Source organism: Veillonella sp., from assembly GCF_015058545.1.
Classification (GTDB): Bacteria; Bacillota; Negativicutes; order Veillonellales; family Veillonellaceae; genus Veillonella_A.
The window spans coordinates 1-21600 of record NZ_SVCB01000074.1 but is presented as its reverse complement, the minus strand read 5'-3'; the positions used below and the strand labels follow the sequence as shown (position 1 = coordinate 21600).

19 protein-coding genes are annotated in these 21600 nt (G+C 44.7%); 2 read left to right on the top strand and 17 right to left on the bottom strand.

Features of this window, described 5'->3' with window-relative positions:
- Positions 1 to 265: 265 nt before the first annotated feature.
- The 13 genes from E7204_RS05135 to ileS form a co-directional block, all read right to left on the bottom strand.
- A complete protein-coding gene (locus tag E7204_RS05135; protein WP_295182366.1) occupies positions 266 to 1006 on the bottom strand; it encodes an energy transducer TonB in 741 nt (246 codons plus the stop codon).
- Between the two features lie 8 nt (positions 1007 to 1014).
- Positions 1015 to 1419: a biopolymer transporter ExbD gene (locus tag E7204_RS05130; protein WP_021840787.1), complete on the bottom strand. Its 405-nt coding sequence runs from the start codon at positions 1417 to 1419 to the stop codon at positions 1015 to 1017.
- Position 1420: 1 nt separating this feature from the next.
- Positions 1421 to 2035, bottom strand: a complete 615-nt coding sequence (locus tag E7204_RS05125) for a MotA/TolQ/ExbB proton channel family protein (protein WP_295182363.1) — start codon at positions 2033 to 2035, stop codon at positions 1421 to 1423.
- A 156-nt stretch (positions 2036 to 2191) separates the two neighbouring features.
- On the bottom strand, positions 2192 to 4126 hold the full coding sequence (locus E7204_RS05120) for a TonB-dependent receptor (RefSeq protein WP_295182360.1): 1935 nt from the start codon (positions 4124 to 4126) through the stop codon (positions 2192 to 2194).
- Entirely contained in the window at positions 4126 to 4671 is a 546-nt protein-coding gene (locus E7204_RS05115) for an ABC transporter substrate-binding protein (RefSeq protein WP_295182358.1), read from the bottom strand. Before E7204_RS05115 ends, E7204_RS05120 begins: the two co-directional genes overlap by 1 nt.
- A 30-nt stretch (positions 4672 to 4701) precedes the next feature.
- Positions 4702 to 5151: a hypothetical protein gene (locus tag E7204_RS05110; RefSeq protein ID WP_295182355.1), complete on the bottom strand. Its 450-nt coding sequence runs from the start codon at positions 5149 to 5151 to the stop codon at positions 4702 to 4704.
- Positions 5148 to 5942, bottom strand: coding sequence for an ABC transporter ATP-binding protein (locus E7204_RS05105; RefSeq protein ID WP_295182352.1), 795 nt, complete (start codon positions 5940 to 5942; stop codon positions 5148 to 5150). Before E7204_RS05105 ends, E7204_RS05110 begins: the two co-directional genes overlap by 4 nt.
- A gap of 9 nt (positions 5943 to 5951) precedes the next feature.
- On the bottom strand, positions 5952 to 7055 hold the full coding sequence (locus E7204_RS05100; protein WP_295182349.1) for an iron ABC transporter permease: 1104 nt from the start codon (positions 7053 to 7055) through the stop codon (positions 5952 to 5954).
- Positions 7056 to 7648: 593 nt separating this feature from the next.
- Complete coding sequence (locus E7204_RS05095) at positions 7649 to 7873, bottom strand: 4Fe-4S binding protein (RefSeq protein WP_295182346.1); 225 nt, start codon at positions 7871 to 7873, stop codon at positions 7649 to 7651.
- Positions 7874 to 7956: 83 nt separating this feature from the next.
- A complete protein-coding gene (locus E7204_RS05090) occupies positions 7957 to 8841 on the bottom strand; it encodes an HAD family hydrolase (protein ID WP_295182343.1) in 885 nt (294 codons plus the stop codon).
- An 881-nt stretch (positions 8842 to 9722) separates the two neighbouring features.
- Positions 9723 to 10100 carry a hypothetical protein gene (locus tag E7204_RS05085; RefSeq protein ID WP_295182340.1) on the bottom strand — a complete coding sequence of 126 codons (378 nt, stop codon included), beginning with the start codon at positions 10098 to 10100 and terminating at the stop codon, positions 9723 to 9725.
- Between the two features lie 66 nt (positions 10101 to 10166).
- A complete protein-coding gene (locus tag E7204_RS05080) occupies positions 10167 to 10535 on the bottom strand; it encodes a hypothetical protein (protein WP_295182337.1) in 369 nt (122 codons plus the stop codon).
- A gap of 547 nt (positions 10536 to 11082) precedes the next feature.
- Positions 11083 to 13917, bottom strand: a complete 2835-nt coding sequence (ileS, locus tag E7204_RS05075) for an isoleucine--tRNA ligase (RefSeq protein ID WP_295182334.1) — start codon at positions 13915 to 13917, stop codon at positions 11083 to 11085.
- A 415-nt stretch (positions 13918 to 14332) separates the two neighbouring features.
- Between ileS and E7204_RS05070 the strand changes: the two genes are divergently transcribed.
- Positions 14333 to 15514, top strand: a complete 1182-nt coding sequence (locus tag E7204_RS05070) for an MFS transporter (protein WP_021840799.1) — start codon at positions 14333 to 14335, stop codon at positions 15512 to 15514.
- 167 nt (positions 15515 to 15681) lie between these two features.
- Here E7204_RS05070 and E7204_RS05065 read toward each other — a convergent pair whose 3' ends face one another.
- The 4 genes from E7204_RS05065 to fusA all read right to left on the bottom strand — a co-directional run bounded on the left by E7204_RS05065 (position 15682) and on the right by fusA (position 19781).
- Positions 15682 to 16005: a metalloregulator ArsR/SmtB family transcription factor gene (locus E7204_RS05065; protein ID WP_295182332.1), complete on the bottom strand. Its 324-nt coding sequence runs from the start codon at positions 16003 to 16005 to the stop codon at positions 15682 to 15684.
- A gap of 107 nt (positions 16006 to 16112) precedes the next feature.
- Positions 16113 to 17006: a DMT family transporter gene (locus E7204_RS05060; RefSeq protein ID WP_295182330.1), complete on the bottom strand. Its 894-nt coding sequence runs from the start codon at positions 17004 to 17006 to the stop codon at positions 16113 to 16115.
- A gap of 93 nt (positions 17007 to 17099) precedes the next feature.
- Complete coding sequence (locus tag E7204_RS05055; protein ID WP_295182328.1) at positions 17100 to 17573, bottom strand: YhcH/YjgK/YiaL family protein; 474 nt, start codon at positions 17571 to 17573, stop codon at positions 17100 to 17102.
- Between the two features lie 135 nt (positions 17574 to 17708).
- Entirely contained in the window at positions 17709 to 19781 is a 2073-nt protein-coding gene (fusA, locus tag E7204_RS05050) for an elongation factor G (protein ID WP_295182326.1), read from the bottom strand.
- Between the two features lie 254 nt (positions 19782 to 20035).
- Between fusA and E7204_RS05045 the strand changes: the two genes are divergently transcribed.
- Entirely contained in the window at positions 20036 to 21409 is a 1374-nt protein-coding gene (locus E7204_RS05045; RefSeq protein WP_295182324.1) for an amino acid permease, read from the top strand.
- The last annotated feature ends 191 nt before the right edge of the window (positions 21410 to 21600 follow it).

Sequence of the window (21600 nt, the reverse complement as noted above, 5' to 3'; positions counted from 1 at the left end):
TCAAGCTATACAACACCGTATAACTATACTGCACACAAAACCACAATCGCCCTTTGGCAATCAATATAACTTAGCATTACTAATGGCTATTAAAATTTCATATTCGCAACTTGAAACTCAATATCTGCAGCTTGAAATTCAATTTTATAGTATAAGAACGGAAAACAGGAGAGCGACCTACCTGCCCTCCTGTTACGGCTCACCTTAACGGCAACTGCCTTAAAACCATCCTACCAAACTAATTCAGTTGCCCATTAAATTTTAATTAACTGCCAAACTCAATTTTCCCTTCGGAAACAACCGGCTCACCGTTGACCGTTTTAGGGCGATACGCACTGCTGCGTGCCTGTTGCAACGCCCAGCGATCTAACGAACCGTTACCGCTGCTGATAATATCTACATCAACAGCACGGCCCGCTTCATTGATCAGTACATATACCACGACATTACCTTTACCCGGTAAGGAGCGCGGCCCTAAATATTCCGCATCAATTACGATATCTCCGGCCGGTTCAGTGCCTTCACCGCCGGCAACACCACCTTGACCGCTGCCGCCGCCACTGCCGGACCCTTCACCGGACTCACTGCCACTGCCGCCGCCACTGCCGAAACCGGTTGCTTCAGCGGTTGCCGCTCCGGTACTCGCCGGTGCTACCGGAGCCTGTGGCGTAACAGGCGAATCTTTTTTAATCACCTGTTCCACGGGCACGCCGTTTTTAATATCTTCAATTTGCTGCTCCGTCAATGGTGCCGGCGGCTGTACCGTCGACTTTTGCGGTGCTGCCACGGCAGGACCGGCTGAAGGTCCCGCATCACCGACTACACTGATGGTAATCGGCGTTTTATCGGGCACTAAATCCGGTTTTTGCATAAATGACCAAACCATGCCACTCATCAAAGCGACGTTGATAATCACGGATGTGGCAATGGCCATACGCCAACGGTTTTTATAAATATGAGCAAAAGGCGACGCCTTTTGCGTTACCTCTTGTACAGTTTCACTCATGCTATCACCTACTTACTTTCGGTAGCTACGGCAATCTTATTAAGCTGCATATTTTTTAACGTATCCAAAACCTGTACAAATTCACCGTACTGGGCACGTTGGTCGGCGCGAAGGATGATAGTAAGGTCACCGCCCTTAGCTTTTTCAGCTTCCAGACGTTTGGCCATACCATTCAAATCGTATGCGTCTTGCTCTACATAAATTTTGCCGTCCGCTGTGATAGTAATCGGAATTTTACGTTGTAAGTCTACCGAGCTGGCTGTTGCCGTCGGCAAATTAACAGGCATGGATTTTTGAACGACCATGGACAACATGCTCATCATGAAAAACACTAATAGGAAGAATATAATGTCAATCATAGGGATGATCATGAGCTTTGGTTTATTGGTTGTGCGAAGGCTTCTGATATTCACATTAAGCCTCTTTCGCTACAACATCAACGGCCGCATTCATGTACACATTGCCGATTTCTTCCATATCGGTAATAAGACCGTCTTGTTTATGCACCAAATAGGAATGGATAACGAGAGCCACGATAGCCACAACAAGGCCCGTAGCTGTCGCAATCAACGCTTCGCCCACACCGCCGGTAATAGCAAAAGGCTGACCGTCGGAAACAGATAATACACTGAAAGAACTAATCATACCGGTAACCGTACCGAGCAAACCAAGAAGCGGTGCCAAGGTTACGATGGTTTCCAAATAACTTAAACGAGCACGCAAGCGACCCGCAATAGCACCGGCTGCGCCCTGTAAAGCGGCATTTTTGGATTTAACGGTGTCGCGGTAAATGGCCGATGTAAGCATTTCGGCTGCTACGCCGCCATCTTCGGCACATAAAGCTTCCAAACCTTTTTGATTATTGGCGGCGGTCAAAGTCGGTACTTCCTCGCGCAAGCGATTCATATCGGATTGAGCCGCACGATAGGTGCGCACCCGTTCTACCAAGATAGCGATAGCTATAATCGAGCAAAGTAACAACGGATACATTACTAATCCGCCTTGGTGAAATAATTCTAACAGTTCCATAAGATACTCCTTTTTTATAAAAACAAAATAATTTATCAATCACCGCCTTATGGTCGGTCATTTAACTTTTTAAAAATTGCATATACTGCTATATGACTAATAATGAATTATCAAAGTTTGAAAGCCGACAACGTTTTAATCTTCTGAAAAAATCGCTTAGAAGCTATGTTCCACACCGACTACATAATGGCGTTCCGGCATAGCGTAGGAGCCGATAGTTGTGGATGGCTCCACCTCATAGGATTCATTGGTTAAGTTGAATGCTTGGGCGTAAACCTTCGTATTCTCGTTCAATTTATAGTTTACATTCACATCCCATACGAAGTAGGACGAATCGGAATATTTTGCCGTAGAGCGTCCAGTTACGTATTGGAACATATTGTTAACGGACCAACGATTTTTTTCATACATGAGTTCCAAGCTGTAACGATTCGGATTACGGTTATCGGTCGAGCTTACATAGCCGCTGCCGGTATCTTGCTGAATTTTCACATAGTTATAACCCGCACGAGCCGACCAAGCATCGTCAATTTTATAAGTGGCGCTCAAGTTAAGGCCGCGGCGTTTTTCACGGTTAACGTTTTCATAATAACCTTGTACATAATTATCGTTTGAATCATAGTAGCCATTCACCCAAGATAACGCATTTTTCAAACGACTGGCAAACACGCTGGCCGATACACTTAAGCGGTCACTCACGTCACTGTCGATACCGAGTGTTACGGTCTGTGATTTTTCCTGTTCCAAATCGGGATTGCCAATCCAGAATTCTGTATTGGCGTAGAGCATTTTAAGAGTCGGATTGTTAACGGCTTGCCCCCAGGAAATATACGCATGAGTCGTATCGTTCAACTTTTTATTGAGGCCGATATGAGACGCCCAATCACCGCCAAACGTATCCTGATGCTCATAACGAGTACCGAAATTAGCCGTCCAGCCTTGACCGAGTTCCCATTTATCTTCAACGTATACAGCCTTACTAATCATGGATTTATCAAAAGCAACTGCGTTGTTTTCTTCTTTGATGTGTTCCTGATTGTACGTAACACCACTGATTAAAGTGTGATTGCCGATTTTCCAAGTTTTCTGTCCTTCAATACCATCCATAGAAAGATCATGGCTGTAAGAACTGGACGAGCTGCCGGAGCCGAAGCCGGAATCACTGGTTTCCGTATTACGATACGCTCTCACGAATGTACCGGAATCGGTACCGAAGTTATAGGTTACACCATAACTCATGTCGGTCGTATCTTTCACATTACCGGCACCGGTTACCGTACCGGTGAGCGGATTTTTAAGACGAATACCATAACCGTCTTTCTTTTCAACACGGCTAAAATCTACGCTTAACTGATCGTCACCGATGTAACGGTCATAACGGGCCGTCCATTTATCGCGGTTAATATACGTATCCGGGAATTCGTGACTGTTGCCTTGATAATCTTTGTAATGAACATTATCACGGCGTTCTTTCGTATAGGACACGAAGTAGCCGTTCTTTTCATCGCCGCCTTGGGTAATGATGGTGCCTTTACGATAGCCCCAGCTGCCAAGCTCACCGCGAACCGTAGTTTTCTGACCCATAGTCGGGGTCTTGGTAATGATATTGATAACCCCGGCTACCGCACGTTCACCGTAAAGAGCCGAGTTAGGGCCTTTTACCACTTCGATACGATCGATGTTATCCATCGGAATCTGGTCGATATCAATCGCATTAGATGCACCGGAAACAACTAAATGATCCCAGTTCATTTTACGGCCGTTTACCATAACGAGCACACGGGTGTCACCGTTAAGTTCAGGGTACGATGCAAAACCTTTCTGAACTACCGGCACATTATTGGCTTTCAACGCATCAGACACACTATTGTATTTGCCTTGTTCAATTTCTTTAGCTGTAATAACCGTCGTATCCGCCGGAATGTCCACTTTTTCTTCCGACAAACGACTGGCTGTCACGAGCACAACTTTCCCTAAATCCTGCAAATTGCTTTCATCGTAGTCGGCGGCCCACACACTGCCGCTCGTAGCGGTAATTACCAAAGCTGTCAAAACGGCTTTACTTACACCATGGCGATGATTCAATTTCATTATTTTTCCTCCTCAAACCCCTGAGCTATTCGTTCCAGGGCATCTACCACACGACCGTTACCATTGTTAACATCCGCAAACGGCACGGCTATAATACGCCGCTCCCTAATAGCGCGCATATTGCGCAAATTCGGATCTTTTAACAATTCGGCAATCGCCTCCTCAGCACTTGGCGTACGATTACCTTGACTTACGGTCACAAACACAATTACATCCGGGTCGAACGCCAACACACGTTCCGGCCCCACAACTGAAATCTGCCGGTCGGTCAGGTTATGACCGCCTGCTTTTTTGACAATGTCATCTACAAGATAAACCGGTCCGTATAAGCTGTAAGTACTATGCCCATGGGCTTGTAAAATAATGACATTCGGCTTATAGTTCCGTTGATTTACTTGTTCAGTCACCTTTTGCACTCGCTTTTGTAATTGTTCTTTATAGGCACTTGCCCTCTCCGGGACTTTGAAAAGCTGTCCCATATCATCAATAAAGGGATATACTGTACTCTCCACAGTTGGCTGATTCTTACGAATCGTAGCCGGCACAATATATACACCGATATTTCGTTCATACCACTACCGCACATCACCCAGTGCGGCCGGTGTAAAATGATGCGACCAGCCCATCAATAAGTCCGGCTGCAACGCCATAACCTGTTCACGGCTGGGCACATAACTATTCGTTACCAAAGGCAAACGACTATATATCTCGCGATACCGCTCCGGTTCTTCACCGTAAGGCTCTACCGTCCCCACAATACGCTTCTCCAGGCCCAAATCAATGAGCAACTCCGTCGCACCGGGATACGTAATAATCACACGACTCGGCGGTTCTTCATATTCAAAACTCATTGGATTTCCGTCACTGTCAAAGTTTCGAATAACAATACCGCCTTGATTGGCACTTACCTCACCGACAGGTTGCCAGCGACCGTTAGTATACGCAAACCACACAACTAATACTAAGGCGCTAAGCGCTGCCAATCCGACTAAACGCCGGCTCCACCGCTCCCACCAAGGCATCATGGCGAATCACCGGAATGCTTAGCCATTCCTTGCCGCTGGTAGGTAACAATCGGCGTGCCGTCATCATGAGCCGATACCACACTCTTCACAGCATATACATCACGAATCAAATCTTCATTGATGAGCGTTGAAGGAGTACCATGCTTTACCACTTGACCTTTTTTCATGATAAAAATCTCATCACAAAAGAGCGAAGCCAAATTCAAATCATGGAGCGCTGCAATAACGCCAACGCCAAGTCCCTTAATCACTTCCAAGAGCTCCAGCTGATACGTTATATCCAAATGGTTCGTAGGCTCATCCAAAATTAAGTACGATGGCTGTTGGCAAAGTACACGCGCCAACATGACACGTTGCTGCTCCCCACCGGACAACGAAGCAAAACTTCGTTTAGCCCTGTCCCACATGCCTACTTTTTGTAAGGCCTCCATGGCAAGCTGAGCATCTTCTTCCGTATCATCGTCAAATCCTTTTTTATACGGGGTTCGGCCCATCATTACAATTTGCCACACCGTAAAATCAAAGTTAACGGCGTGGAACTGACCCATCACGCCGATTTGCTGAGCCGCCTCCCGCAAAGGAATTGCCTGAAGCGGCGTACCATCAAAGGTTATTTCGCCCTGCTGTATGGGAATCACCCGATATAAATGCTTCAGCAGGGTAGATTTACCGCAACCGTTCGGCCCCATAAGACCTACAAACTTATCGGCCGGAATGGTAAGCGACAAGTCATTTAGAATTTGATTGTTACCGGCGCAGTAGTTAAGATTTTTTACTATAATTTCTTTCATACCGGCCTCCTAACCGCCAAAATTCCGACTCGAACCAAAGAGAAGTTTCATAAAGAGCGGCGCCCCCATTAAGGCTGTCAAAATACCGATTGGCAAATCGCCGGCCGGTAACAGCACCCGTGACAATAAATCGGCCAACACAAGGAAAATGGCACCACCCAATACAACTACGGGTAGCAACCGCTTATGACCGACACCCACAAAGGCGCGCGACATGTGAGGAATAACGAGCCCCACAAATCCGATAATACCGCACTGCGATACGAGCACACCTGTTAAAAGCGCCATACAGGCCATGTAGATGTACCGTTTACGCGTCGCATTAATCCCCAGCGTAACCGCCATTTCTTCGCCCAGTAGTAAGGCGTCCAAGGCACGCACTTGGGATAAAAAGTACACCGTCATGCAACCGACCACAAGAGCCGGCCACCCAAGCATGGACCATTTCGCATCCGCTAAGGATCCCATCGTCCAAAACGCGGCACTTTGCATGCCTTCCGCATCACCGGCCATATAGATAATAAAATTAGATAGGGCCGTACATAAGGCACTGACCACCGCACCGGCTAACACGAGCTTAACCGTGGAGATGCGTCGCCCCATGCCGGCTAAGGCCAACACCGCCAGCGTCGCCACAATGGCGCCGCCAAAAGCCCAGAGCGGCACACCTACATTAGCGGCCCCCAGTAAGTGGCCCAAAAGAATCGCCACTACGGCACCTACCGAGGCACCAGAGGCAATGCCCAAAATAAAAGGCTCAGCCAATGGATTTTGAACCGACGCCTGCATGATGGCCCCGGACAAAGCCAGCCCGGCACCGACCAATGCGGCCAATATGACACGAGGTATGCGAATATCCCAAATAATATCCGTCATCGCCGGCGGTACCGAATCAGGTACCACACTTCCCGTTACTTTTGCACTTAACACTGTCAAAACCTGCTCTGCTGAGATCGTTACACTGCCTAAGGCTACAGCGCCTATAACAGCGCATAATAAAAAGGCAGTCAGAACCGGTACGGCCCAACTGCCCAATGTTTCAGTGCGATGCTTCGTAGCGGTCTGTAACTCTTGCAGGCGTGCTTGACGTGTCGTTAACTCGACATCATTCATTAACTACCCTCATTTCGTGTTAACATAAAAACAGGTCAACAGCATACGTCCCGGATTTCAATAACATGTACCTGAAATAACATTTCCCTAAAAGTATGACTTTCCTAAAACAGTATTTTACCTAAAAAATATGTCATTCCTTAAAGGACACTTATCGGCTCACTCAAGCCTATTGAAATCGTTGCGCAGTGCTAACCTTGTCGAAAGAGGCCAAATTTTTGGCTACAAATATTACATTGTCCTATGCTACTTAGCATTCGTTTATTATGTATTAAAATTTATAGAATTGAGAAAAAATTCTTCTATTGCATACATTATTTATATAAAATGAAAGTTACTGTCAATACCAACTCATGAAAACTTCCTATAAAACACTATATATAATCTTATTTTTCAAAATTCCCCTCTAACTTTAAAGGAATTAAAATTCAACTTCATCTTATTATCATTAAGTTTGTAAACACAACATTAAAATTTAAGATAACATATCTTGATTTACATCTCATTATTTTAAATAGAATCTATTCCGACAATAATTATCATATAGAAAAACTGATGTATTCTGTGAAAATACATCGGTTATCAAAATCAAATTATTTTTTTACCCGCTCAATCGCCCCGACAGGACAAATCTCATAACAGTCACCACAGCCGATACAGCCATTGCCGATAAAAAATTGGTGCGGTTGTTCCACAATAATCCGAACCGGACAATCCATGGCGCAGGCGCCACATTTAACGCAACGTTCGCCATTTACAACAAAACGCCAATTTACGCCTGACTGAATTCCGGCTACATCGTCACTTTTGCCGCTCATTTTTTCACCAATCCTTCAGCCACCAAATAAAAAGCTTTAGTTGCCAAACCAATGCTTAAATGATTAGGCTATCATCTTTAGTACTAGACTAACTCTTTAGAAGCTGCTACAACAGCCCGCACAACCTGAGCCACACCATCTTCATCGTTAGTCGGTGCCAAATATTTAGCCGTTGCTTTCGTCGTATCCTCACCATTAGCCATGGCAAAAGACACACCTGCATAAGCCAGCATCGTCAAATCATTATTACTGTCACCAATCGTCATAACTTCATCAGCAGTAAGCCCCAAAATCTTTGCCAAAGCTTCCACAGCACGACCTTTACTGATGCCGGGCTGTACAAATTCCAAATTGCCTTCACTGGACTGAATAATCGTAAAACGATTATCCCCTTCAAAATGCTTCAGAATAGCTTGCTTTTTCTCTTCCGTACCGTAGAATAGCTGGATCTTCTCCAAATCCATGCCCGTTTCCACAATATACTCACGCAAATTAGGCACCATCGTACGACTCGCCTTCATGAGCGGAATCAAATGGGGCGACAAATTAGCAGCAAACTCTTCCATCTCATTAGCCGAACCGTAAATATCCTTACCGCCATACGCTTCAATATACACATCAAACGGCAACAACTCATCCATGAGCCACAAACCATCTTCATTACTAAACGACTGATGGAAAATCACCTTAGACGCCCCATCCTTCTGCTCTACAACTACAGCCCCGTTACTGCAAATGTACTCCTCAATCTCCGGTAAACGATGTAACACCTCGCCCATCTCACCGAACGCACGGCCACTCGCCACCGCCACCGTAATACCTTCAGCCATCGCTTCCTTCATAGCCTGAACCGTCACATCAGTAACGTGCTTATCCGTATCAACAAGCGTACCATCCACATCCGAAACAATTAACTTAACAGGCTTTTTAAAAAAACTCTTATCAAAAGTTGCAATATCCGTCGCCATGCAAAACCTCCTCTAACATCGCTTCTATAATCACTTTAAATTATATCATATCTTAATGTGCCTTCCGACTAAATAATTCTTAAACAAAGGCCTTTAATAAAAAAGGGGCCTATGCCTTTCTTGCTCCTGGCCTACAGCTACGCTGATAGGAAAAGTCGCTTCGAAAGGCATAGGCCTCCTTTTCTACTCAGAGTACATTTGCCTTTTGTTTAGAATTATTTAGTCCGGCAAACTTAAGATATGACAAGGGGGTGTGTGAAGACTACTACGTAGCGAACGAAGCTATGCGGAATACTCCTAAATGACTGCCAATCAACAACTCCCACGCACTCCGTACTAAATTAGAAACTCCCTTCTACCCTCACCATCCGCAGCGAGCGTAGCTATGCGGCATAGCCCTAAATAACCTCTAATCAACCGCTCTCACATACTCCGGACTAAATTAGAAACTTCCTTCTACCCTCACCATCCGTAGCGAGCGAAGCTATGCGGAGCACTCCTAAATAACCTCCAATCAACAACTCCCACGAACTCCGGACTAAATTAGAAACACCCTTCTACCCTCACTATCCGTAGCGAGCGAAGCAATGCGGTGAGCCCCTAAATAACACCTGAGTCACGCCACCTCCGCTCATTACACTAACACAAAACCACCTCTACCGTAACACGCTCCTAAATAACCTACACTCCCCCTTCTCCCGTATAAAGCCATCCGGCCAGTGCCGCTAAATAACCTCTGAGCAACAGCGCTATCGTACTCTGGGCATAAAAAAGAAGCATATATCTTCCGAAGCGACCTTTCCTATCAGCGAAGCTGTAGGCAGAGAGCGAGGGAGATATATGCTTCTTTTCCCCAGAGCACACACCGGCTCAGACGCTATTTAGTTAAACGGCCAGATAGCTTTATACACTGCCTCCATGCCCGACTCCGGCACGATATGTTTCCACCCGTCATAAAAATCGCCGGCACTGGTAATTACGCCATTTTTATCATAAACAGCATAGGAGAAATACTTTATGATCTTTGCCCGGCGAGCCATGGCAACAAGAAAAACATCTGACGCCCCATCCGGATACTCCATCTTAACCCATACCCTGGCATGCTCAGCATTTATTTCAGCACTATCCGTGTCAACAAAAAGCATCGTGCCCTTAACATTTTTGCCAATATAATCCCAATTAACAGCCAGTGAAGTATTATTGACCCCGAATAGCCCTAATAAGCAAAAAACTATAAAAAATATACGCATTAATTTCATGTTATTAATCTCCGCCAACTAACAAACAACTATAATAGCCGTATATCAAAATTCACACCTTAACATTTACCACAATAGCGAGTAAATCCATTCCATCGGCGAATCCGGCACAATAGCAAGCCACTCACTATTAATAGCCCCGGCTTCTAAAACCTCACCGTTTGGACCGTACATGATACGCGAAATAACCTTTACTGTGCGAGAATCGCGGTCCATCCCCATCAAATAATAAATAGTCGTACCATCTGGACTCCCTTTTCTAACCCACAACTTCGCCTGCAAACTCGTCTTTTCAAGGCTTTCATTATCGATGAAAAAAGTATCCTCATTGGCACTCTTGCCAACATAATACCAATCGGCAGCCTGCAAAACACTATTTACTGCAAAAATCCCCACCAATAACAAACCAACTAAGAAAACACGCAAACCTCTCATTTCACGCCCCCTATTCCCCACACTCTATATCATCACTTATAATTATTTCAATTATACTATAAAAATTTCTCACAGATATATATTTATTTTATATACTTCAAGAGAATTCAACTTCTAAAAAACACATCCGTAGCGAGCCAAGCAAAGCGGAATAGCCTAAATAACCTCCTCGCAACAGCGCCACGCACTCTGCGCAGAAAAGGAGACAATCTCTTTCCTCGCGACCGCTCCTGCAGCATAGTTGCAGGCAGGGAGCGTTTCCACCTCCCCCGCTCCCCTCACTAAATAATTTCTGAGCAACAGCGCCACGTACTCCGGGTAGAAAGAGAAGAATACCCCTTCTGCCGCGACCTTTCCTATCAGCGAAGCTATATCTCCTCCCACCTTCCCCTGACTAAATAATTTCCGAGCCTACAATGCTATCGTACTCTGAGCAGAAAAGGAGACTATGTCTTCCGAAGCGACCTTTCCTATCAGCGAAGCTGTAGGCTGGGAGCAAGGAAGAGCATAGTCTCCTTTTCATCTAACGAGCACAAAGGCTCGAAAATTATTTAGTTAATACCTCTACGCAACGATGGCATAATGTAGGATGTTCCTCATTCTGCCCTACTGTTTCACGATGGATCCAGCAGCGTTCGCATTTTTCAAATTCACTTGGTTTTACAACCACGCTCAAGTGACCTTCTTCGGTAGCCACCGCTTCAGCCGGAGCCGAATCGCGACCTTCTACCAAATGAGCTTCACTTACGATGAGTAAAGCAGCCAACTGATCTTTAACTTCGTTCAAGCGTTTGAATACATCACCGTCAGCATATACTGTGATGGATGCATCCAAGGAGTGACCGATTTCTTTATTCTGACGAGCCGTTTCCAAAGCTTTCGTAAGTTCAGAACGAAGAGCCAAGAGTTTACTCCATTTTTCAGCCAAGGCTTCATCATAATGAACTTCTTTGCCGGTAGGCCAATCTTCAAGCATTACGCTTTCACGCATACCGTCTTCTTTTGGCATGTACTGCCATACTTCTTCAGCAGTGAAGGAAAGAACCGGAGCCACCATGCGTACCAAGGTTGCTACAATTTCATACATAGCTGTCTGGGCACTGCGGCGAGCCTGTGCAGTCGCTTTTTCAGCATACATGGTATCTTTCATTACATCCAAGTAGAAGGAGCTCAAATCAACGGTACAGAAGTTGTGGATTGTATGATACAAGATATGGAATTCGTAGTTTTCATAGGCTTCCGTAACTTTGCGACGCACTTCTTCCAAACGAAGTAACGCCCATTTGTCGATTTCAGACAAGTTTTCATAAGCCACTTTATCTGTATTCGGATTGAAGTCGTCCAAGTTCCCCAATAAGAAGCGGAATGTGTTACGGATCTTACGGTATACTTCAGACAACTGTTTAACGATGTCTTTGGACAAACGAACGTCGCCCTGGTAATCCGCGGAGGATACCCAAAGACGCATTACGTCGGCACCGTATACATCGATGATGTCGGAAGGTGCTACCGTATTACCTACGGATTTAGACATTTTACGACCTTCACCGTCAACTACGAAACCGTGAGTCAATACGGAGTTGTAAGGAGCCTTACCGGTTGTTGCCACCGCAGTAAGCAAGGAAGAGTTGAACCAACCGCGATGTTGGTCGGAACCTTCAAGGTACATAGCACATGGCACTTCAAGGCCTTCGTTTTCCAAAACACCGGCCCAAGAGGAACCGCTGTCGAACCAAACGTCCATGATGTCAGTTTCTTTGTGGAATTCACCATGGCCGCAATGAGGACAAATAAATCCTTCAGGTAATAATTCTTTCGCTGTATGATTCCACCAAGCGTCGGATCCTTCTTTGGCAACCCAAGCCTGAACGGATTTGATAGTATCGTCGTTAACTACATAATCACCGCAAGAATCGCAGTAGAATACAGGGATTGGTACGCCCCATACACGTTGACGGGAGATTACCCAGTCCCCGCGGTCCGCAATCATATTGTAAATGCGGTCATGACCCCATTTAGGAATCCACTGTACCTGATTGTCGATAACGTCAAGGGCTGCTTTACGGTAACCGTCAACGGAAGAGAACCACTGTTCGGTAGCACGGTAGATTACCGGGTTTTTACAACGCCAGCAGTGTGCGTATTGGTGACGCAAGGTGCCTTTATGTAATAAAGCACCGTTATGAGCTACGATTTTCAAGATAGGCACTTCGGCTTCGTGAATTTCTTTGCCGGCCAACGGTTCTTCCGTATCGCCGTAACGATCGTTATCTACAGCGGCCACATAGTTACCGGTCGCATTAACAAAGGAAAGAATTTCCGTGTTGATTTTGCCTTCTTTATTGTATTTTTGGAAAATCCCAAAGTCTTCTTCGCCGTGTGCAGGCGCGGTATGAACGCAACCGGTACCGGCTTCAAGTGTTACATGATCGCCCAATAATACTCTAACTTCGCGGTCAATGAACGGATGCTTGAAGGTAGCCAATTCCAAGTCGGAGCCCGGGAATGTTTTAACCACTTTGTAGTCTTCAACCTGAGCATCTTTCATAGCGGAATCAACGAGTTCTACGGCCATCAAGTAGTATTCGTCGCCAACCTGTACCCATGCATATTCAAGCTCTGGGTTTACAGAGATTGCCTGGGATGCAGGTAATGTCCAAGGTGTAGTTGTCCAGATTACGGCATATGCTTTAGCCGGATCCACACCTTCAGGCAACGTACGTTTTACTTCATCTACATACGCATATTTTACATAGATAGAGAAGGATTTCTTTTCATGGTATTCGATTTCCGCTTCAGCCAAGGCTGTTTCGCAGTGCGTACACCAGTAAACAGTTTTAAGACCTTTGTAGATGTAACCGCGTTTAGCCATTTCACCGAAGATACCGAGCTGTTTAACTTCAAACGCAGGTTTTAATGTCAAATACGGATCTTCAAAACGGCCGAGCACGCCGAAACGGATGAAGTCTTTTTTCTGTTCTTCCACACACTGCAAAGCATATTCTTTACATTTAGCGCGAAGGTCCAAAGGACTCATTTCATGGCGGTTAAGTCCGGTGTTTTTGATGATAGCATGTTCGATTGGCAAACCATGCGTATCCCAGCCCGGAATATATGGTGTGTAAAAACCTTGCATGGTTTTATATTTCATGATGATATCTTTTAACGTTTTGTTAAGGGCATGGCCGATATGAAGCTTGCCGTTCGCATACGGAGGTCCGTCATGCAACACAAAGCTCTTATTGCCTTTTCTTAATTCCAAACGTTTTTCATAGATTTTATTGTCTTCCCAAAATTTTAAATACTCAGGTTCGCGTTTTGGCAAGTTGCCGCGCATAGGAAATTCCGTTGCAGGCAAATGCAAAGTTTTACCGTAATCCATAAATACTCTCCTCTCAAAAATAAAAAAAGCGCTCATCCCCGAAGGGACGAACGCGATAGTCCGTGGTACCACCCTACTGACTCATAAAGAGCCACTCACGCATATAACGGTGCTCACCGATAAAGTCGAAACTTCATATGCTCCCAAGTGATTCGTTATTTCTTCATTCACTGACCTCGCACCATCTGTCAGCTCGCTGAGAATTACCCGAAATAACCGTCTTTGTCATCGCATTCTATCATATGTATAAAACATTTTCTTATAACTAAAATATCCATAGCGAGTTGCTATGGTATTTTGCCTTAGCTAGAGTATAGTGAAGTACCTCCATTTTGTCAAGTCATTTCATATGCACTTTTTGTAAAAAAAGTGTATAATTAAAACATCTACTAACAAATTCAAAAGGAGGATTTATATGCTTGCTTGGCAACGCACTGTATACATTTGTTTCTTCGGCGCGTTCTTATCGGCCTTGGGGCTCAGCCAATTGGCGCCGCTATTACCGATTTATATGAACGAACTGGGCGTCACCACAACAAACGAAACAGCCTATTGGTCAGGCCTGGCGATGGGCATCACATATTTAGTCGTCGCATTAGTTTCTCCCTATTGGGGCCGTTTAGCCGACCGTAAAGGTCGCAAAATTTCCTTACTGCGAGCCAGTTTTGGGATGATGCTTTGCAATCTGCTTATGTGCTTCGTACAATCGCCGTTGCAACTTGTGTTAGTCCGATTTATACACGGTCTCGTGTCCGGCTTTTTCTCCGCTTCCATCATTCTCGTGGCATCGGAAACACCGGAAGAAAAAACGGGCTGGGCTCTGTCGGTGCTGGCCTCGTCCAATTTGGCCGGTTCACTCATCGGTCCCTTAATCGGCGGTTACTTAGCCGATATGTTTGGCGTCCGTTTCTCCTTTTTCATCATTGCCTGCTTCTTAGGCGCCGCCTTTTTACTTGTATTTTTCTTCGTTCACGAGTCCTTTACACCGGATCCAAACAAGGTGGCACACAATTTTAAAGAGTTGCGCCAACAATTACCGAACTTCCACGAGCTGTTAATTGTAGCGGCCTCTACTTTTATTTATGCACTCTCTCTGATGAGCTTGCAGCCGATTATTACGGTGTATTTGAGCGAAATTGTGCCGCCTGATACACCACAACTCGCCTTATTGGCAGGGCTCGTCTTTGCCTCAACCGGTTTCGCACAAATGTTGAGCAGTTCCTATATAGGCAAATGGATAGATCGCATCGGTCCGCGGCCTATCCTCATTGGTTCGTTAATTTATGTAGCCCTCGTTACCATACCGCAGGCCTATGTCACTTCGGCCTTGGAACTTGGTATCTTACGCTTTTTAACCGGGCTTGGGCTTGCCGGCTTATTACCGTCGCTCAACACGTATATTTCCACCCATGCGCCTAAAACCGTTTCCGGCCAAGTCTTCTCCTATACCCAGACGACTCAGTTCTTGGGTTATTTCCTCGGCTCTGTGGGCGGGGCGCTCTTCATGGGGCAATTCGGCTTTACCGCCCTCTTCTGGGCTAGCGGTCTGCTATTCTTAGCCAATGCCATTTGGGTGTACTTCAAATTAAGATTATAATAATAGGCCAAGTACTATTAAATATGGTCATCACGTCTTTTGAATACTGCAAAATAAACTTGTCCCGTTGCCGGATGAGTTTATTTTTTCTTTCCCCAACAAATCATCATATATAGATACATAGATTTTTTCAAAAAAAATAAAAAGCAGCAAACACTGCTTTTTATCTAAAGCGTACTATTAATTTCGGCCTTAAAGCTGTCTATCACTTTTTCATTACGGCGATAATATGTCCATTTGCCAAAGCGAGCGGACTCCAATAACCCGGCCCGTTGCATCAGGTCTAAGTAATGGGACACAGCCGATTGCGAAATGCCTAATTTTTCTTGAATACTCCCTACACAGACTCCTCCTTTAAACGCGTCTTCCTCAGGCATGTGAACTCCCTGGGGCGGGAAGTGCTTCGACGGTTCTTTTAACCATTGCAAAATTTTTAGGCGGCTTTCATTAGATAGCGCTTTAAAAATATCTTGTAATTCTTTATTACTCATAATTTTATTATATCTTAATTTTGAGATATGTCAATATATATTATCTAAGTATTTCGATGTGTCTTAATCAGGATAAAACGAATTTATCTGGAACTATCCACACAATACTATTTACTCTTCTCTCGAGCCAAAATAAATATTGTCGATAGAATAAGAACAAAGCCGATAATATCGGTGGTTAAAAATTCACTGCCCAATAAAGCCCAGCCTAGTAGGGCAGCCGAAATCGGCTCTACCGAAGATAATACGGAACCTTTTACGGCACCAATGCGGCGTACCCCTTCCAAATAGGCATTGAAGGAAATAATCGTGCCCAGTACAACCACATTGAAAAAAGCAATATATGTCCACATATCCCATTCACCGGGTACAACAAGCGGCTTAGCCCAAGGAGTTATGATAATGCCCGAAAACAACATGGCAAAACCGACAATCGGCCCCGTGCCGTAACGGCGCAACAATGAAACCGGCTGAACGCTGTAGATAGCTACCGCCACGGCTGAAAGCAAACCCCAAAAGAGGACTTTTTCATCAATACCGGCCAACGACAACTTACCCTGTAACGCAATCATAGCCGTTCCTACGGTGGCCAACACGATGCTTATGGCTTCGCCCCAAGTAGGAAGTTTTAAATAGCGTATGGCCATGTATAGAACAATGATAATCGGTGCCAAATACTGCAAAACCGTAGCAATGCCCGCACCGGCATAATAGATTGACCGGAAATAGGCGTATTGGCATAAGGCCATACCAAGCAAACCGAACACCAGAACACCAATCACATCTTTTGACGTTTTAAACACTTCAAAAATCTTACCGTGTCCTTGCCAATATGCGGCCATAACGGTGACAACACCGGAGATTAACAGGCGTACTACCAATAACCATTCCGGCGTGATACCGCGCTGTTGCTGCAAAAATTGTGATGAGGCGCCCGATAACCCCCATAAAATACCGCCCATGAGCGTCAAGCCGATACCAACTAAAAACTTTCTATCCATATTTTCATCCTTCGAATCAAAGTACTAAAAACGACCGGCCATAAGCCGGTCGTTCTTCATTTACTGCTATTGTAACAAATCGCCAATTGCTTATCAAACCAATAACTTCATAGCTACTTTGACCACAATTTTTAGTACTTTGGCAGGCTCATCATTAACAGCGCAACATGGTCGATGAATATCTTCCGGGTAGAAAATAACATATGTCCCCGGCGTGGCTAATACAAAGCCTTCATCGGTCACTTCCGAAGCATAAAAATATAAATCTCTGTCCGGATGTGCTTCTGTTACCTTTTCAATACCATAATCCGGTAAGAAGCCCATCTTTTCTTGCCCATCGATGACGAACTGAACATCTAAATAGTCCTTATGTGATTCAGGTCGCGTATCTGTTATTTTTTTAGTCGTCACTTCTTGCAGCATGGCAAAAATATTGTCACCGTCAATGTCATGACGCCCCAATGGCAGCTGCTTAAAATCCGTAGACTTCAACCAATCGAGTACGCGTACCAACACGGGCGAATACCCGAGACCGTTATAATTTACATTTACATTACCAAATATCACAATATGTCCCTTCTTATCTGTTTAAACGCCTTCTTATTACCAATTAGCTGTAAATTAATGTCTATAAATGGAAGCTCGGCTACTGCTAAGCTTCCATTTATGTATTGAACATTTAATTATAAATCACTTAGTATTTTATTCTTCATCAGCGGTGCCGTCAAATTTCGCGATAATAGCTTCGGCTGTTTTATGAGGCACTTCTTCATAAGAATTGAATTCCATGTTGAAAACGCCTTGACCTTGCGTCATGGAGCGCAATACAGTTACATAGTCGAGCATTTCGGCAAACGGTACCTGTGCTTTAACAACGGTAATACCTTCACGTTCCCCCTGTTCCATGCCCAGTACACGACCGCGACGACTGTTCAAATCGCCCATAATATCGCCCATGAAAGCATCCGGAGCAAATACGTTTACATTGTAAACAGGTTCTAAGAGTACCGGTTTAGCCTGTGGCACGCCTTTCTTCAACGCTTGCGCAGCAGCTACCTTAAAGGCTAATTCCGAGGAGTCAACAGCATGGTAAGAACCGTCTAATAAAGTTACCTTCACGCCAATCATAGGATAACCGGCCAACAAGCCTTTTTCTAACGTTTCTTTAGCGCCTTTTTCTACAGCCGGAATGTATTGTTTAGGTACAGCGCCACCGAAAATCTTATCTACAAATTCAAAATCGCCTTCCGTGGATGGTTCGATGGCAATTTTAACATGACCGTACTGACCATGACCGCCACTTTGTTTCTTATGTTTGCCTTCCACTTCTACATGTCCGCGAACCGTTTCACGATATGGAATATACGGTTTTTCCAATTTAGCTTTTACACCGTATTTACGTTCCATCTTGGTGAGGATATGATCCAAATGTACTTCGCCCATGCAACGAACTTGCATCTGACGACCTTCTACGTCTTTAACAACTACGCAAGTCGGATCTTCTTCCGAAATACGTTGTAAAGCACTGGCTAATTTTTCTTCTTCCCCTTTCTTTTCAGGAACCATAGCTACCGTATGGAGCGGTTGTGGGAAGCGAATCTGGCTGTATTTAACTTTGAATGCCGGTGTTGCAAAAGTATCACCGGTCTTGGTTACGGCCAATTTAGGAATAACAACGATATCGCCGGCACGAGCTTCCGTAACAGGAACCTGTTGCTTACCGATGAGGGTATACATTTTACCCCATTTTTCTTCCACGCCTTGGTTCATATTAAGGAGTTTGTCCCCTTCTTTTAATTCACCGGAGAATACGCGCACAAAGCTCTGTTTGCCGGCAAACGGATCCAAAACGGTCTTAAATACAAAGCCCGTAAACGGTTTATCTACATGAACAACGCGTTCTTCGCCGGTATCTACATCTTCAGCGGTCATAACTCGTTTAGCGGCATCCGGCATGTAGCGAATCATACGATCGAGCACTTGGTCCATGCCGATATTATTAGTGGCACTGCCGCACATAACGGCACATACGCGGCCGGTCAACATACCTTCGCGTAGGCCTTGACGAATTTCTTCCAAAGTAAGCTCTTGACCATCTAAATATTTTTCCAATAACGTATCGTCACCTTCAGCAGCGGATTCTACCGTTAGTTCACGGATTTCTTCTACTTTGGCGGACAATTCTTCCGGTACCGGTACTTCCGTTACCTTGCCGTTTTCATACACATAAGCCGTACGTTTTGCTACGTCAACAACACCTTTAAAATCAGGACCTTCGCCGATTGGAATCTGCAGTGGCATGATGGCTTTGCCGAATAAGTCGTGCATTTTTTCAAGAGTACCGAAGAAGTCGGCCCCTTCCATATCCATTTTGTTAACAAAAGCCATGCGCGGCATCTGCAATTCTACCCCGTAATCCCAAGCGCGAATGGTGTCCACTTCCACACCGGATGTGGCGGAGAGTACCATAAGCATGCCGTCGGAAGCACGCAATGCGGCGCGCACTTCACCATGGAATTCGGAATAACCCGGCGTATCAATGAAATTAATTTTATAATTTTTCCATTCACATGGTGCCATACCAAGCTGAATAGTAACATTACGTTTAATTTCTTCAGGTTCAAAATCCATAATATGTTTGTTGTCTTGCCCTTTACCGACGGATTGAACAGCGCCACAAGCCAAAAGCAAAGATTCTACCAATGCTGTTTTGCCCGCACCGTCGTGAGATACAACAGCCACATTACGAATTAAATCACTAGCATATTCTTTCATATGAACCGCCTCCTTTAAAGCGCAGAAACGCAATTTACTGTATGTATTCGATGCGACCATATGAAATTCCTTTATATTTATTATACATTTTTCGAAATTATAGCAATTTTTTTAAAATTGTCCCCTAAAATTGTACAAACAACTTGCCAAAAACGACTATATAACGTAACATTAGAGAATATATATAAGAGGTTCGGCAGCGTAACACGGTAGTTGAGTATTTTTGAAGAGCCGAACATAAAGGGGGATTTTTTATGAGTGAAAAATCAAATCAAGGTCACGACCATAGTATGAAGCGTGGTCTCAAAAACCGTCACATGCAGATGATTGCCTTAGGCGCATCGGTAGGTACCGGCCTGTTTTACGGCTCGGCGCCGACGATCAAATTGGTAGGACCGGGTATTATTGCATCCTATGCATTGGCAGGCCTTTTTATTTTCTTCGTTATGCGCATGCTCGGTGAAATGGCCGTACGCGAACCGGTATCGGGTTCGTTCAGTCATTTTGCCAACAAATATTGGAATGGCTTTATGGGTTACTTGGCCGGCTGGAATTATTGGACCTTATTTATGCTCGCCGGCATGGCGGAACTGGCGGCCATCGCCGTGTACCTCGCCTATTGGTTCCCGGACATTCCCCATTGGCTGACTACGCTCATATGCCTTGTCATCATCACGGCCATTAACTTAATTAACGTTAAGGCCTACGGCGAAGTTGAGTTCTGGGCGTCCTTCATCAAAATCGGCGCCATCGTCAGCATGATTTTATTCGGCTTCTATCTTATTTTCACCACTATGGGTTCCTTCCCACATAACTTCCACAATCTGTGGGATAACGGTGGTTTCTTCCCGAACGGCTCTTGGGGCTTCCTTTGTTCCTTAGCTGTTGTTATGTTCTCCTTCGGTGGCGTCGACCTTATCGGTATTACGGCGGGTGAAGCAGAAGATCCTGAAAAAAGCTTACCAACGGCTATTAACGAATTGTTATTGCGTATCTTAATTTTCTACATCGGTACTATGGTCGTTCTCATGTCCTTAGCACCATGGGATAAAGTTGGTCTCGAAGCCAGCCCATTCGTTCAGATTTTTGAAGAAATCGGCATTCCGGCAGCTTCCAATATTTTGAACCTCGTAGTTCTTGTAGCGGCTTTATCCGTATTCAATAGTATTTTGTACAGTAACTCCCGTATGTTATACGGTTTGGCCCAATCCGGCAATGCACCTAAAATTTTCAGTTATTTAACTGTTCATGGTGTGCCGCTCGCCAGCACCTTATTCTCATCCGGTTTGGCCTTAATCATCGTTTTAACAACGTACCTCTACCCACAAGCCGGTGAAGTATTCATGCATCTCTTGGCCCTTGTAGTAGCCGGTCTTGTTATCAGCTGGTTCGTCATCATCGCGACCCACATGAAATTCCGCAGCACCTTTATTCGCGAAGGCCGCCTCGATGAATTGAAATTCAAATCGCCACTCTATCCGGTGATTAACTACCTCTGTATTTTATTCTTGTTGGTAGTTGTAGGCGTTATGTATCAAATGGACAGCTTCCGACCATCGGTAATCGCCATTCCGTTCTGGATTTTGTTCTTGTATGTAACATATAAGTTAAAAGGTTCTAAAAAATAGGCTTATAGGACAAACATAATTCAAAAACAAAATTACCCCGCTTATAGTTAAAATGAACCGACCCCTTAAAGTTAGACCTAAAAATCTAATTTTAAGGAGGTCGGTTTTTTCATGTCAAAATATAGTTTTAAATTTAAGCTAAAAGTTGTTACAGCATATTTAAATGGAGAAGGCGGTGGCAGAACTCTAGC

Coding starts and splice junctions, on each gene's coding strand:
- E7204_RS05135 (WP_295182366.1), bottom strand. CDS start 1,006: ATGAGTGAAACTGTACAAGAGGTAACGCAAAAGGCGTCGCCTTTTGCT.
- E7204_RS05125 (WP_295182363.1), bottom strand. CDS start 2,035: ATGGAACTGTTAGAATTATTTCACCAAGGCGGATTAGTAATGTATCCG.
- E7204_RS05120 (WP_295182360.1), bottom strand. CDS start 4,126: ATGAAATTGAATCATCGCCATGGTGTAAGTAAAGCCGTTTTGACAGCT.
- E7204_RS05110 (WP_295182355.1), bottom strand. CDS start 5,151: ATGATGCCTTGGTGGGAGCGGTGGAGCCGGCGTTTAGTCGGATTGGCA.
- E7204_RS05105 (WP_295182352.1), bottom strand. CDS start 5,942: ATGAAAGAAATTATAGTAAAAAATCTTAACTACTGCGCCGGTAACAAT.
- E7204_RS05100 (WP_295182349.1), bottom strand. CDS start 7,055: ATGAATGATGTCGAGTTAACGACACGTCAAGCACGCCTGCAAGAGTTA.
- E7204_RS05095 (WP_295182346.1), bottom strand. CDS start 7,873: ATGAGCGGCAAAAGTGACGATGTAGCCGGAATTCAGTCAGGCGTAAAT.
- E7204_RS05090 (WP_295182343.1), bottom strand. CDS start 8,841: ATGGCGACGGATATTGCAACTTTTGATAAGAGTTTTTTTAAAAAGCCT.
- E7204_RS05085 (WP_295182340.1), bottom strand. CDS start 10,100: ATGAAATTAATGCGTATATTTTTTATAGTTTTTTGCTTATTAGGGCTA.
- E7204_RS05080 (WP_295182337.1), bottom strand. CDS start 10,535: ATGAGAGGTTTGCGTGTTTTCTTAGTTGGTTTGTTATTGGTGGGGATT.
- ileS (WP_295182334.1), bottom strand. CDS start 13,917: ATGGATTACGGTAAAACTTTGCATTTGCCTGCAACGGAATTTCCTATG.
- E7204_RS05070 (WP_021840799.1), top strand. CDS start 14,333: ATGCTTGCTTGGCAACGCACTGTATACATTTGTTTCTTCGGCGCGTTC.
- E7204_RS05065 (WP_295182332.1), bottom strand. CDS start 16,005: ATGAGTAATAAAGAATTACAAGATATTTTTAAAGCGCTATCTAATGAA.
- E7204_RS05060 (WP_295182330.1), bottom strand. CDS start 17,006: ATGGATAGAAAGTTTTTAGTTGGTATCGGCTTGACGCTCATGGGCGGT.
- fusA (WP_295182326.1), bottom strand. CDS start 19,781: ATGAAAGAATATGCTAGTGATTTAATTCGTAATGTGGCTGTTGTATCT.
- E7204_RS05045 (WP_295182324.1), top strand. CDS start 20,036: ATGAGTGAAAAATCAAATCAAGGTCACGACCATAGTATGAAGCGTGGT.